This is a genomic window from Streptomyces sp. NPDC047841, from assembly GCF_040704085.1.
Classification (GTDB): domain Bacteria; phylum Actinomycetota; class Actinomycetes; order Streptomycetales; family Streptomycetaceae; genus Streptomyces; species Streptomyces argyrophylli.
Genome location: NZ_JBEYRP010000038.1, coordinates 16,888 through 30,497 on the forward strand (window position 1 = coordinate 16,888; position 13,610 = coordinate 30,497).

Below are 13,610 nucleotides of genomic sequence, written 5' to 3' on the forward strand. Positions count from 1 at the left end.
GGCCTCCCGGCGTCACCCCGGCGCACCCGTAGGGAGTGCCCTGCACACACCGCCACGCAAACCTGGGGTGCGCCCCATCGTGCCGGCCGTCCGCGGCGGGAAACATATCTCCTGGCCTCACCGGAGCCGCCGCGGTCCCCTGGGGACGCACCGACCGCGGCAGGTGTCGCCGGGCATCTGTGAGGGATGGGTGCCCGGCGACACCGTTCCCCGGCCGCGGTCGGTGCGTCCCCGGTGTCAGTCGGCGGCCGCGCCCCGTGTGTCCTGGCCGGTGCACACCCCGTTCTCCCAGGCCCAGGCGGCGATCTCCACCCGGTTGCGGGCGGCGAGCTTGCGCTGGACGCTGCCGAGGTGCGTCTTGACGGTGGACAGGGAGACGTGCAGCTCGGCCGCCAGCTCCTCGTTGGTACGGCCGCGCGCGACGAGTCGTACGACGTCCAGCTCACGGGCGGTGAGCGGGAGTTCGAGCGCTGTCGGGCGGGCCCCGGACGAGCCGCGCCGCCGGTGCGCCGGCTTCCCCGAGCCGGACGCGGACACGGCGTCGGACGCGGCGTCGGTCATGTGCCGGAGCAGCCGGACCGTCACCGCCGGGGAGATCAGGGCGTTGTCGGCGGCCACCGCCCGCACGGCCTCGACGAGCAGCGCGGGGGAACCGTCCTTGAGGAGGAAGCCGTAGGCGCCGTTGCGCAGCGCCCGGTACACGTACTCGTCGAGGTCGAAGGTGGTGGCGATGAGCACCTTCAGCGGGTCGGGCGCCTCCGGGCCCGCCAGCAGCCGGGTCGCCTCCAGGCCGTCGATCCCCGGCATCCTGATGTCCAGCAGGCACACGTCCGGACGCAGCCGGCGGGCCTCCCGCACCGCGGTGCTGCCGTCGGCCACCGAGGCGACGATCTCCATGTCGGGCTGGGCGCCGAGGATCATGCCGTAGGCCGAGCGGATCATCTGCTGGTCGTCGGCGATGAGGATGCTGATCGTCATGGTTCCAGGGTGGCAGTCGTACGGCCGTCTCCGTGACGCCGGTCGTCGCCGGGGGCGGGCAGGGGCCCGGGCAGCGGGATGCGGGCCTCGACGAGCCAGCCGACGCCCGGCCGCGGCCCCGCGGTGACGGTGCCGCCCATCATGGCCGCGCGTTCGGCCAGCCCGACCAGTCCGTACCCGCAGCGGGCGGCCCCGGCGCCCCGGGCGGAGGGTCCCCCCACGGCCCCGTCGGCGGGCGCCCCGCCGCTCCCGGCCGCCTCCGGTCCGTCGTCGGTCACCGACACGAGCACGGACGGGCAGGCGGTGTCGCCGGCCAGCCGTACGTCGACGGTGACCGCCCCGGCCCCGCGCGCGTGCCTGCGCACATTGGTCAGCGACTCGCGCACGACCTGGTGCACGGTGGCGGCCACGCCCGGCGGCAGCGCGGCGGCGGTGAGACGGGGATCGAGGGTGAGTGCGGTGGCCGGGCCGGTCGCGGAGAAGCGTCCGGTCAGGGCGCGCAGGTCGGCGAGTTCCCCGCCCGGACCCGCCGTGGCCGCCGGGCCGCCGGGGTCGCGCAGCACCGCCACCATGGCGCGCATCGACTGCATGGCCTGCGACCCGGCCTCCTCCACGGCCGCCAGCATGCCGTCCAGTTCCTCCGGCGACGGGGGGCGGCCGGCCGCCGTCGCGTACCTCACGGCCTTGGTCTGGGCGATGATCGCGGTCACGTGGTGGCCGACGAAGTCGTGCAGTTCCCGCGCGTATTCGAGGCGCTGCGCCTGCAAGCCGGCCTGGTGCTCCTGCGCCCGGTAACGGTCGAGCAGCCGGAGGTACAGGCCCAGTACCGTCGCCAGGGCGGCGGCGAACCAGAGCGCCGGGACCACGAACGGCACCAGCGGTTCGTACTCGGACGGCGGCAGCCGCAGCAGGATCACGGTCAGCGCGACCAGCGCCCCGCCGGCCAGGGCCGCGGCGCGCAGCGGCGGACGCAGGCGCGCCGCCCGGACGACGACCAGCAGCAGGGCGGAGGTCTCGGCGAGCCCGAAGGTGGTGTCGGGCCGGGCGGCCACCCGGGTGGTCACGAGGGTCACCAGGCAGGAGGCGAGGACACCGGCGGCGGCCACCGCGCCGAAGCGGTCCCGGCGCACGGCGACGGCGGCGAGCAGCAGGCCGCCGGACACCGTCCAGGCGGCGGCCAGCGGCACGGAGCCGGTGTCCGCGCCCTCGGTGGCCACCGCGGCGACCAGGATCACCGCCGCGCAGGCCGCCGCGATCCGCCTGCCTCCCGGCGGGACGTCGAAGAGCTGGTTCATGCCGGGGAGGGTACGGCGCTCCCCCGCCGCCGCGCCTCGTCCGTTCGGCCGAGTAACGCCCGGTGCGCGCCCCGCACCTTCGCACCTCCGGCTGATCCGCGCGGGCCCCCGCCCCGGTCAGGATCGGACCGTCCGCCGGTTCCCCGGCACCGTCACCCCGACCGCAGCGCTGGAAGGCCCCATGCTCCGTACCGTCATGCGTTCCGTGCTCCGCGACCGGCACCGCTTCGTCCTGCCTGCCCTGGCCGTGCTGATCGGGGTCGCCTGCGTCAGCGGCTCCCTGCTGTACACCGAGTCCCTGGCCAGGGGTGCCGAGCGGCTCCAGCGTGCCTCGCGCCCGGACGTGTCCGTGGAGGTGCGCCCCGCCGGAGGCGGCACGGCACCCGGCGAGGCGCTGCGGCGCAGGCTCGCCGCGCTGCCCGGGGCGGCGGCGGCCCGGGGCGCCCTGCGCGGCCCTGCCTTCCTGGTGGCGCGCGACGGCACCCTGGTGGGGCCGCCGTCCGCCGACGCCGGGGTGAACTTCGTGCCGGACGCGCACGGCGCCGACCCCCGCTACCCGATGACGCGTGGGCGCGGCCCGCAGGGTCCCGGGGAGATCGCCGTGGACCGGTGGTCCGCCGAGCGGGCCGGGTACCGGGTCGGTGACCGGGTGCGGGTCGTCGTCGCCGGCGAGGTCCGCACGGTACGGCTCACGGGTGTCTTCACCGTGTACGACCCCGCCACCGCCGCCGGCGGCACGGTCACCGCGTTCGACGGTGCCACCGCGCGGGCCCTGTTCGCGCCGGCGCCCGGCCGGTACGCGTCGGTGACCCTCACGGCCGCCCCCGGCACCCCGGCGCGGGCCCTCGCGGGACGGGCGTCACGGATCCTGCCGCGGGGCCTCGACGCGGTGACCCGCGCGGAACTGGACAGGGAGGCCGCGGCGGCACCCGACCGGAAGAAGCTCGGCACGCTCCTGCTGCTCTTCGCCGGGATCGCCCTGTTCGTCTCCGCCTTCCTGGTGAGCAACACCTTCACCATGCTCAGCGCGGTGCGGGCACGTGAGCACGCCCTGCTGCGCGCGGTGGGCGCGAGCCGCCGCCGGGTGCTGGGCATGGTGCTCGCCGAGGCGGCCGTCGTCGGAGCCGTGGCGGCCGTGGCCGGGTACGCGCTCGGGGCGGGCGCGGCCACACTGCTCGCCGGCCTGTTCGGACCGGCCGCCGGGCCCGCGGGCACCGCTCCGCCGGCCCTGCTGTCCCCCGTTCCGCTGCTGACGGCCCTGTGCGTCGGTGTGGGTTTCACGGCCGCCGCCGCGTACGTACCCGCCCTGCGGGCCTCCGCCGTCGCCCCCGTGGCGGCCCTGCGCACACACCTGCCGGCCCCGGCCGCCGCGCTGCGGCGCCGCACCCTGGCCGGCCTCGCGGCCACCGCCGCCGGTGCGCTGCTGATGGCCGCGGGCGAGGGCGACCTCGGGGTGCTGTCCCTCGCCACTCCGGTGCTGCTGGCCGGGCTGATCCTGCTCACGCCGCGACTGGCGGACGCCGTCACCCGGGCGCTGCGCGCGCCGGTGCGGCTGCTGACCGGAGTGCGCGGCACCCTGGCGCTGGCCAACGCGCGCCGCGATCCACGGCGTACGGCGGCGACCGCCGGGGCGCTCACCGTGTGCGTGGCGCTCGTCAGCGCGGTCACCGTGGCGCTGTCCTCGCTGAGCGCCACGGCGGGGCGGGAGGCGGAGGCGGCCATGCCGACGGACCTGCGGATCACCGCGGTCGACTACGCGCGGATCGGCACGCACACGGCGGCGCGGGTGGCGCGGCTGCCGCACGTGGCGGCGGTCAGCGCGGTCCGCGAGGCCGGCTTCCGCCTCCGCGACGGTTCCGACCTGTGGACCGCGGTGGTGGATCCACGGGCCGTGGGCCCAGGCCGGCTCGCCGACCTCACGGTGCGCGCGGGCGATCTGGACGAGCTGGCCGGCCGGGCCGACGCCATCGCGGTCACGCGGGACCTGGCCGAGGAGCACGGGTGGCACCTGGGCGACCGGATCACCGGCAGGCGTCTGTCGGACGACGGCACGGCGGACGGCCCGGCGCTGGACCGCCGGATCGTCGCGGTCTACGACGGCCCCGACGCCCTCGGCCCGGCCCTGCTGCCGCAGAGCGCGGTGACCGGGACCGGTACGCCGGACAGTGAGGTGCTCTCGGTGCTGGTGCGTGCCGAGCCCGGCCGCACGGGTGCGCTGAAGGAGGAGATCCGCCGGGCGCTGCACAATCCGGTGCTGCTCGTCCAGGACCGGGCGGACGCGGCACGGGAGGCGGAGCGCGGCTTCGGCCCGCTGTTGTCGGTGCTGTACGCGATGCTCAGTGTCACGGTCGCCGTGGCGGCGCTGGGCGTGGCGAACACCATGGGCATGGCGGTCTTCGAGCGGGCCCGGGAGATCGGCCTGCTGCGCGCGGTCGGTCTGGACCGCGCGGGCGTGCGGTCCATGCTGCGGGTGGAGGCGGTGGTGGTGTCGGCGCTGGGCGCCGGGCTGGGCATCCTCGCGGGCGGCGCGGCGGGGGTGGCGGCGGTGGCCGGACAGCACGGCGCCGTGATCTCGGTGCCCTGGGCGGCCCTGCTGGCACTGTTCGCGGGCGCCGCTGCCGTCGGCGTCCTCGCCGCGCTCGGACCGGGTGTGCGGGCGGCGGCGGTACCGGTGACACAGGCGGTGGGCGGCGAGGTCGGCTGAACGCCCGCCGGCCGCCTCGGCGAACGCACGAAGCACCGGGACCGGCCGGCCGCCTGCGCTTCCCGGTCCCGGCGAACGCACGAAGCACCGGCTCCGGCCAGCCGCCTGCGCTTCCCGGTCCCGGCGAACGCACGAAGCACCGGCTCCGGCCAGCCGCCTGCGCTTGCCAGTCCCGGCGAACGCACGAGGCACCGGCTCCGGCCAGCCGCCTGCGCTTGCCAGTCCCGGCGAACGCACGAAGCACCGGGAACCGGCCCCGTGGCCCTGTGCACGGAGCCGGTTCAGGCCGGCTCCCGCCGACCATCCGGCGGCGCTGGACAGCAGCCTGGGTGGGGCACGCGCCCGGCGAGGCAGGCGTCCGGCAGGCCGGGCGCCGGTGGCACAGACGCCGGGCGCCGGAGGCATCCGGTGCGACAGACGCGTCCGACGCATGCACCCGGCGAGACAGGCATCCGGCAGGCCCGGCCCCGGCGGCGCACGCACCCGGCGGGACGCACGCCCGGCACCGCACGCATCCGGCAGGCCACGCCCCCAGCGGCGCAGGCATCCGCCAAGACTCCCCGCGCGACAGACGCGCAGCCGACGCACACGCCCGGCGAGACAGGCATCCGGCAGACCGGACCCCGGTGGCGCACACACCCGGCGGGACCCGCGCCCGGCACCGCACGCATCCGGCAGGCCACACACCCGGCAGCACAGCACAGGCATCCCCGTAGCCGGACCCGGCCGCAGCAGGCGCCCGGTGGCTCCCGCGTTCGACAGGTCCGGTGTCAGTGGCGCGGCCGTCCGGCCGACGGGCACGCCGAGGGCACCGGCGTGTGCGGCCCGCCGGGAGGTCAGCCGTTCTCGATGCGGCGGATCTGCTCGTCCAGGGGGGTCGAGGGAGGGGAGGCCCGCAGGAAGTCCCGGGTGGTGGGCAGCCGCAGCCGCAGTTCCGGCAGCGCTTGCACGCTGACGTGTCCCCCGGTGAGCGTGAAGTCCAGGCCGTGGCCGCCACGCGTCCGGCTCCGGTCGAGGAAGTGCAGGTGGTAGCCGGCGACGGACACACCCTGCTCGTAGTACGGGGTGAAGAAGCCGGCGAGCGTGCCGGACACGTCGGAGAAGGTGTTCTCCGCCTGCCCGGCCGTCGCGTCGGCGAGGGGCGGGTACGGCCGCTGCTGCCGGGCCACGGTCCGTGTGCGCAGGGCGCTGAAGTGTCCGTCGATCCGGACCGCGTGCACCAGGTTGGGGCTGGTCAGCAGTCCGCCCACGGCCTCCTCCGTCTCGGCCCGGGTCAGCGGCCCCGACAGCTCGGCACGCCGTTCGGGCCGGAAGCGGGTCACCGCGGCGAAGGGGGTCGGCTCGGTGCCGCCCGCCTCCTCGACCGAGCCGTCGGCACGCAGGCGGTAGCAGGTGCCGCCGAGGACGAGCATCTCGCCGTCGAGCCGGTCGAACGTGCCGAGCCCGAAGTCGCCGTGCCGCAGCAGTTCGGCGACGGTGACATCGCCGTCGTAGACCCCCGCGAGCAGGGCGGCCATGGTCGACGTCTGGTAGAGCGCCGGTGGCGTGCCCCGCAGCGGCGGCAGGTGCCGTAGCGCGGAGACGAATCGGTGCAGCCGGCCGGTGGCGGACTCGGTCGTCGTCATGTCCTGTTCCCTCCGCGTGGGGCTCACTCGAACGCGCCGGGGATCAGGTGCTCGCCCAGTTCGGTGTTGCGCGAGTAGTCGACCGGCACGTCGATGATCGTGGGCCCGTCGGCCTCGAGCGCCCGGCGCAGCGCGCTGCCGAACTCCTCCATGCTGCGCACGCGGACGCCCCGGGCGCCGAACGCCCGCGCGTAGGCGACGGCGTCGTAGTCGCCGAGGGCGACCCCGCTCCTGCGCCCGTACTTGAGGTCCTGCTGGAAACCGACCATGTCGTAGGTGTTGTCACGGAAGATGACGTGGACGAAGCTCAGGCCCAGGCGGGTCGCGGTCTCCAACTCCTGCGCGGAGAAGAGGAATCCGCCGTCCCCGGAGACGGAGACGATCTGTGTTCCGGGGCGGACCAGGGCGGCGGCGAGGGCCCATGGCAGTGCCACGCCGAGGGTCTGCTGGCCGTTGGAGAACAGCAGCCGCCGCGGTTCGTAGACGCGGAAGTGGCGGGCCATATGGATGTACACCGAGCCGATGTCGCAGGCGATCGTGGCCTGGTCGCCGAGGTGGTCGCGCAGCGCCAGGCAGACGGCCGCGGGGTCGAGACCCCGGTCGGAGGCGGGCCGGGCACGGGCCTCGTCGTCGATGGCGGTCAGCCGGGCGCGCTGCGCCGCCACGGCGGCGTCGGCCTCGGGTCCCAGCCGGACCGGCCCGGTGTGGCGGGCCAGTTCGGTGAGGGTGGCGGCGATGTCACCGCGCAGTTCCAGCGCGGGCCGGTAGTGGTTGTCGATCTCGGCCGGCAGGGCGTCGACGTGGACGACGGTGCGCCGCGGGTCGGTGTTCCACAGTCCGGGGTCGTACTCCACCGGGTCGAAGCCGACGGCGAGGATGACGTCCGCGGCGGCGGCGACGACGTCGGCGGGCTGGTTGCGGAAGAGCCCGACCCGGCCGAGGTAGTGGCTCTCCAGTTCTCGGGAGACCACGCCGGCGGCCTGGAAGGTCTCGATCACCGGCAGTCCGCCGCCGGCGATGAGGGAGCGGATCGCCGCGCAGGCCGCCTCGTCGGCGCCGCGCGCGCCGACCAGCACGACCGGGTTGCGGGCGCCGCGCAGGATCCGGGCGGCCTCGCGGATCCGATCGGCGGGGGCGGGGCCCGCGGGCGGAACGGGCAGTGGCTCGCGGATGGCCGCGGGCGTGCTCTCCGCCGCGACGTCGGCGGGGAGGATCACGGCGGCGGCGCCGCGTGGTTCGCTCAGCGCGCGGCGGAAGGCGTTGGCGACGGCCTCGGGGACGTTGTCGGGGTGGCTGACCTCGCCGGCGGACTTGGTGACGGCCGCCAGCAGCGCGGCGGCGTCCATCGACTGGTGCGTGCGCTTGAGCCGGTCCGGCCGGGAGACCGCGCCGCACAGGGCGACCACCGGGTCCTGCTCGGTGGTGGCGGTCAGCAGTCCGGTCGCCAGGTTGCTGGTGCCGGGGCCGGAGGTGACCAGGACCACCCCCGGCACTCCGGTGAGCCGGCCGACGGCCGCGGCCATGAAGACCGCGTTCTGCTCGTGCCGGCAGACGACGAGTTCCGGGCCTGTGTCGGCCAGCGCGTCGTAGACGGCGTCGATCTTCGCGCCGGGCACGCCGAAGACGTACGGCACGTCGTGCGCCTGGAGGCACTCCACGACCCGCTGCGCGGACCTGGTCGGTTCGGCGGGGGCACGGGTGCCGTCTGCGGCGGCCGGGAGGGGGCGGACGGGTGCGCTCACGGGCTTCACCTCGTTGCTCGGGCGGCCCGTGTGACGATGCCACGGCCGCGTGGGAGGGTGAGGGGCCGGTCCGGGCTTCGGCCCGCATCCAGCATCACCCCAACTCCCGTCGCTGTCGCGGCGAGTGCCGGTCCTCCCGCGACCGGCCGCCCCAACCGGTCGGTGCGCGGGCGGAGATACGTGTCCGGCGCCGTCCGTCTCGTCGCCTGCCCGCTACTTGACGTGCCCTCAGGTGACCACGGCGCATCCGCCGCCCGCGTCCGGCCCTTCGGGCACGTGTGAGCGCCGGTGCCGTGCGAGGGGTGGCCTCGCTGTGCGGCGACGCCGGTACGGGTTTCGGTCGCCCGGTACGCGGTGGCCGTGCCGGTCCGGGGCGGGACCGGCACGGCCGCGTCGTACCGGTCAGCCGGCCGGTGCCGTCAGCAGGACGTCGTGGACGACCGACTCGTCGTCGACCACGATCGTGGACTCCTGCGGCGGGTAGCCGTCGGCGGAGGTGACCAGGACGTACCGCCCGGAGCCGGGGGCGTCCAGCGTGTAGGAGCCGTCGGCCCGCACCTCCGCCCGGCCCAGCTGCCGGCCCTGCGGTGAGGTCAGCGTGACCACGGCCCGCGGGACGGGCTCGCTCCCGTCGACGCTGACCCGGCCGCGGACCGGGACACCCGCGGGGGCGAGGGCCTGCGCGTCCGTGTCGACGGCCTCCGCCGGTACCGGCAGCCCGGCGACGGCCTCGGCGGTCTCCGCCGCCTGCGCCGCCTGCGCCGCCTGGACCAGGCCGCTGGAGGCGCGCAGCGGGACCTCCTTGATGAACAGGGTCACCAGGAAGGCGATCAGCGCGATCGGGGCGACGTACATGAAGATGTCGCCGATCGCGTGCCCGTAGGCGCCTTCCAGCCAGGTGCGGACCGGAGCGGGCAGCAGGGCGAGGTCGGGCAGCCGGCCGTCGCCGGAGGTCTTCGCGGCCACGGCCTGGTCCGGCGGGCTGAGCCGGGTGATGGTCTCACGCGCGTAGTGGCCGATCCGGGTGGTGAGGACCGAGCCGAGCACGGAGACGCCCACCGCGCCGCCGAGGGAGCGGAAGAAGGTCACCGTGGAGGACGCGGCACCGAGGTCGGTCGGGGCGACCTGGTTCTGGGTGCACAGCACGAGGTTCTGGAGGGTCATGCCGACGCCGAGGCCCATCAGCGCCATGCACAGCGCGATGAACAGGTACGGGGTGTCGTAGCGGAGCATGCCCAGCAGGGCCAGGCCCGCCGTCAGCAGCACACCGCCGGTCAGCAGCCAGCCCTTCCACTTGCCGGTGCGGGTGATGACCCGTCCGGAGACCGTGGAGGAGACGAACAGGCCCGCGATGAACGGGATCGTCATGACGCCCGACCTGGTCGGGGAATCGCCGCGCGCGAGCTGGAAGTACTGGCTGAAGAAGACGGTGCCCGCGAACAGCGCGATGCCGACGAAGAGGGAGGCGACGGAGGCGAGGGCGATGGTGGGGTTGCGGAACAGCCGCAGCGGGATGATCGGTTCCGCGGCCTTCGTCTCGACGAACAGGAAGATCAGCGCGAGCACGATCGACGCGGCCACCAGGGTGTACGTCTGCCAGGACAGCCAGGCGTACTTGTCGTCGGCGAAGGTGACCCAGATCAGCAGGGTGCAGACGGCCGCGGTGACGAAGAAGGCGCCGGCCCAGTCGACCTTGACGTCACGCCTGGCCACGGGCAGGTTCAGCGTCCGCTGGAGGACCACCAGCGCGACCAGCGCGAAGGGGATGCCGACGAACAGGCACCAGCGCCAGCCGAGCCAGGAGGTGTCGGTGATGACACCGCCCAGCAGCGGCCCGCCGACGGTGGCGACGGCGAAGGTCGCGCCCAGGTAGCCGGAGTACCGGCCGCGCTCGCGCGGAGCGATCATCGCGGCCAGGACGACCTGGGCCAGCGCCGACAGACCGCCGCCGCCCAGGCCCTGGATGACACGGGCGGTGATCAGCGTCGCGGGGTTGGGCGCGAGACCGGCCACCAGGGAGCCGGCGCAGTAGACGATCAGCGCCGACTGGACCAGGACCTTCTTGCTGAACTGGTCCGCGAGCTTGCCCCACAGCGGGGTCGACGCGGTCACCGCCAGCAGGGAGGCGGTGACGACCCAGGTGTAGGCGCTCTGGCCGCCGCCGAGGTCACCGATGATCCTCGGCAGCGCGTTGGTGACCACGGTGGAGGACAGGATGGCGGCGAACAGGCCGAGCAGCAGTCCGGACAGGGCGCGCATGATCTGCGCGTGGGTCATCGGCGCGTCGGGCGAACCTCCTCCTGGACGGGCGTGGGCCCGCACACCTGCTTTCGGGGTGGTTGTCATGGGGTTTCTCGTCCTTACGTGGTGGCAGCGGGTGTACGGGGTGAACAGTCGTCCTCGGGCGGTCCGGCGCCGGGGTCCTGTGCGGTCCCGGGGGGCTGTTCCGCCCAGGGGCCGGCTCCGGTCCAGGGGTCTTCGAAGCTCGCCCGGAGCCGGGCCATGAGGCACGTCAGCTGACGGACGTCCTCGTCGCTCCAGCCGCTCAGCCGCCGGGCGAGCAGCTGCCCGGTGTGCTCGGACAGCCGGGTGAGCATGGCCCGGCCCTCGGGGGTCAGGCGCAGGATGCGCGAGCGCCGGTCGGCGGGATCGGGGCTGCGGTCGATCCAGCCCCGGGCCGCCACGTGCGCGACGTGGCGGCTGGTGACCGACATGTCGACGGCGAGGAGTTCCGCGAGCCTGCCGATGCGCATGTCGCCGTCACGGCCGAGCAGGGCCAGCACCGTGGCGGCGACGCTGGAGCAGCCGCCCGGAAGGATCCGGCCCAGCTCTCGTCGTACGGATCCGATGGCGCTGAGCTGGCGCATCAGCTCCTCGTACTGAGCTCTGTCGGCCACACGTGCCTCCCGATATTCTTGCTCAAGGCAACTATGCAGGTGCCTGGTTGCCTGAGGCAAGCATGTTTACATGTGCCCTGGCACACACATGTCATCGAAGACACGTGTTCCGGGTTGGCCGCCGGTCAGCGCAGGACCCGCCGGGCGACGTTGGTAGTGACCAGGTCGAGGAGTTCCTCGCCCCGGCCGGACAGGATGGTGCGGATCGCGTAGAGCGTGAAACCCTTGGCCTGCTCCACGGTGACCGCCGGCGGCACGGACAGCTCCTGACGGGCCGTCATCACCTCGACCAGGGCGGGCCCGTCGTGCGCGAAGGCGCCCTTGAGCGCGTCCTCCAGGTCCCCCGGCCGCTCCACCCTGCGGGCCCACAGCCCGACGGCGGCGGCGACCTCGGCGAGCTGCGGATTGTCCAGCTCGGTCGCGTAGTTGACGATGCCGGCCGCCTTCATCTCCAGCTCGACGAAGTTCAGCGAGCCGTTGTTGAAGACGACGATCTTGGCCGGCAGGCGGTTCTGCCGCAGGGTGAACAGCTCCCCGAGGAGCATGGTGAGCCCGCCGTCGCCCGACAGCGAGACCACCTGACGGCCCGGGTACGCCGCCTGCGCGCCCACGGCGTGCGGCAGGGCGCAGGCCATCGTCCCGTGGTTGAAGGAGCCGAGCAGCCGCCGCTGTCCGTTGAAGGTCAGGTAGCGGGCCGCCCACACCACCGGGGAGCCGACGTCGACGGTGAAGACCGCGTCCCGGTCCGCGAGGCGGTCCAGGGTGCGGGCCACGAACTGCGGGTGGATCGGGGTGCGTTCGCGGTCGTTGACGGCGAGCGCGTCCAGCGACCTGCGCGTGCGGGCGTAGTGGGCGAGGGCCTCGTCGAGATGCTTGCGCCCGCTCTTGACGGTCAGCAGCGGCAGCAGCGCGGGCAGGGTGTCGCGCACGCTGCCGACCAGGGGCAGGTCGACCCGGGTGCGCCGGCCGATCTGCTCGCCGCGGATGTCGAGCTGGATGACCTTGGCGCCCTGCGGGTAGAACTGCCGGTAGGGGAAGTCGGTCCCGAGCATCAGCAGGGTGTCGGCCTCCTCGATCGCCTTGTAACCGGAGGCGAAGCCGAGCAGACCGGTCATCCCGACGTCGTACGGGTTGTCGTACTCGACGTACTCCTTGCCGCGCAGGGCGTGCACGACGGGTGCCTTGAGGGTCTCGGCGAGCCGGACCAGGTCGTCGTGGGCGCCGGCGGCCCCCGCGCCCGCCAGGATCGTCACCTTCTGCCCGCCGTTCAGCAGCGCGGCGGCCTCGCGCAGGTCGGCGTCGTCCGGGCGGACGACGGTCCTGGCCGGGCGCACCACCGTGGGGGCCAGGTCGCGGCCGGTCTTGCCGAGGAAGATCTCACCGGGTACGACGACGACCGCGACGCCCCTGCGCTCGACGGCCGCCCGCATCGCCATCTCCAGGACGCGCGTCGCGTGCTCGGGGCTGGTGACGGCCTCCGCGTAGACGCTGCAGTCGGCGAACAGTTCCTGCGGGCGCGTCTCCTGGAAGTAACCGGAGCCGATCTCGCCGCCCGGGATCTGGGCGGCGATGGCGAGGACCGGCACACGGCTGCGCTGGGCGTCGAAGAGCCCGTTGATCAGGTGCAGGTTGCCCGGACCGCAGCTGCCGACGCAGACGGTCAGCTCACCGGTCAGCCCGGCCTCGGCCGCCGCCGCGAAGGCGGCGCTCTCCTCGTGCCGCACGTGCACCCAGTCGACGTCGTCGTCCCGGCGTATGGCGTCCGTCAGGCCGTTGAGGGAGTCGCCGGGCAGGCCGTACAGGCGCCGCACGCCGGAAGCCTTCAGGGAGGCGATGACGTGGTCAGCGAAGGTGGGCATACGGGTCGCCTTTCGTCGGTCGTGAGCGCGTCCGGGGCGGCGGGGAGGCCGCGCGGGCCGGTGCCCGCCTGCTCGCGGCTCGGCGTGTGCGAGCAGCACCAGATCAGTGTCCGGGGACCGACATTGCGCACACATCCGTCGAATGACTGCGTCACCGGCGCGACGCGGTCATCCGTCTCTGCGTCGGACGACTGCCCCGTTTCGCACGGCCCCGGTCGCCCGGGTGCGGCGGTCAGCGTTCGGTCGCGGGCCCGGCCGTGGCGGGCCCTGCCGTGGCGGTCCCGGCGGCCGGGGTGCGGGCGTCGTGCGGAACGGCGGAGGCGGTGGGCCCCTCGACGGCGTCGTCCTCCCGCATCGCCCGGGCCTCGCTCTTGAGGATGCGCATCGAGCGGCCCAGACCGCGGGCCGCGTCGGGGAGTTTCTTCGATCCGAACAGCGCGATGAGCACGATCGCCACGATGAGCAGGTGCCAGGGTTCCAGTCCGTTGCGAAGCATTGCGTGTTCTCCTC

General features: G+C 74.8%; 9 protein-coding genes. 1 reads left to right on the forward strand and 8 read right to left on the reverse strand.

Going from position 1 to position 13,610, the window contains the following annotated elements; all coding sequences use genetic code 11:
• Positions 1-237 precede the first annotated feature (237 nt).
• Positions 238-978: a response regulator transcription factor gene (locus AB0947_RS38185; protein ID WP_366754983.1), complete on the reverse strand. Its 741-nt coding sequence runs from the start codon at positions 976-978 to the stop codon at positions 238-240.
• Positions 975-2,273 carry a histidine kinase gene (locus AB0947_RS38190; RefSeq protein WP_366754984.1) on the reverse strand — a complete coding sequence of 433 codons (1,299 nt, stop codon included), beginning with the start codon at positions 2,271-2,273 and terminating at the stop codon, positions 975-977. Before AB0947_RS38190 ends, AB0947_RS38185 begins: the two co-directional genes overlap by 4 nt.
• Before the next feature lie 181 nt (positions 2,274-2,454).
• Between AB0947_RS38190 and AB0947_RS38195 the strand changes: the two genes are divergently transcribed.
• The gene (locus AB0947_RS38195; RefSeq protein ID WP_366754985.1) at positions 2,455-4,977 is read left to right on the forward strand and encodes an ABC transporter permease; all 2,523 of its coding nucleotides are present in this window, start codon (positions 2,455-2,457) and stop codon (positions 4,975-4,977) included.
• An 836-nt stretch (positions 4,978-5,813) separates the two neighbouring features.
• Here the strand turns inward: AB0947_RS38195 and budA are convergent.
• The 6 genes from budA to tatA form a co-directional block, all read right to left on the reverse strand.
• Positions 5,814-6,602 carry an acetolactate decarboxylase gene (gene budA, locus AB0947_RS38200; protein WP_366754986.1) on the reverse strand — a complete coding sequence of 263 codons (789 nt, stop codon included), beginning with the start codon at positions 6,600-6,602 and terminating at the stop codon, positions 5,814-5,816.
• A gap of 23 nt (positions 6,603-6,625) precedes the next feature.
• Positions 6,626-8,344: an acetolactate synthase AlsS gene (alsS, locus tag AB0947_RS38205; RefSeq protein WP_366754987.1), complete on the reverse strand. Its 1,719-nt coding sequence runs from the start codon at positions 8,342-8,344 to the stop codon at positions 6,626-6,628.
• A gap of 402 nt (positions 8,345-8,746) precedes the next feature.
• Positions 8,747-10,690, reverse strand: coding sequence for an MFS transporter (locus tag AB0947_RS38210; RefSeq protein ID WP_366754988.1), 1,944 nt, complete (start codon positions 10,688-10,690; stop codon positions 8,747-8,749).
• Between the two features lie 14 nt (positions 10,691-10,704).
• Positions 10,705-11,241: a MarR family winged helix-turn-helix transcriptional regulator gene (locus AB0947_RS38215; protein ID WP_366754989.1), complete on the reverse strand. Its 537-nt coding sequence runs from the start codon at positions 11,239-11,241 to the stop codon at positions 10,705-10,707.
• 125 nt (positions 11,242-11,366) lie between these two features.
• Positions 11,367-13,100 (reverse strand): ubiquinone-dependent pyruvate dehydrogenase, encoded by a 1,734-nt coding sequence (gene poxB, locus AB0947_RS38220; protein ID WP_366754990.1) that lies wholly within the window; start codon positions 13,098-13,100, stop codon positions 11,367-11,369.
• Between the two features lie 232 nt (positions 13,101-13,332).
• A complete protein-coding gene (gene tatA, locus AB0947_RS38225; RefSeq protein ID WP_366754991.1) occupies positions 13,333-13,596 on the reverse strand; it encodes a Sec-independent protein translocase subunit TatA in 264 nt (87 codons plus the stop codon).
• Positions 13,597-13,610 lie beyond the last annotated feature (14 nt).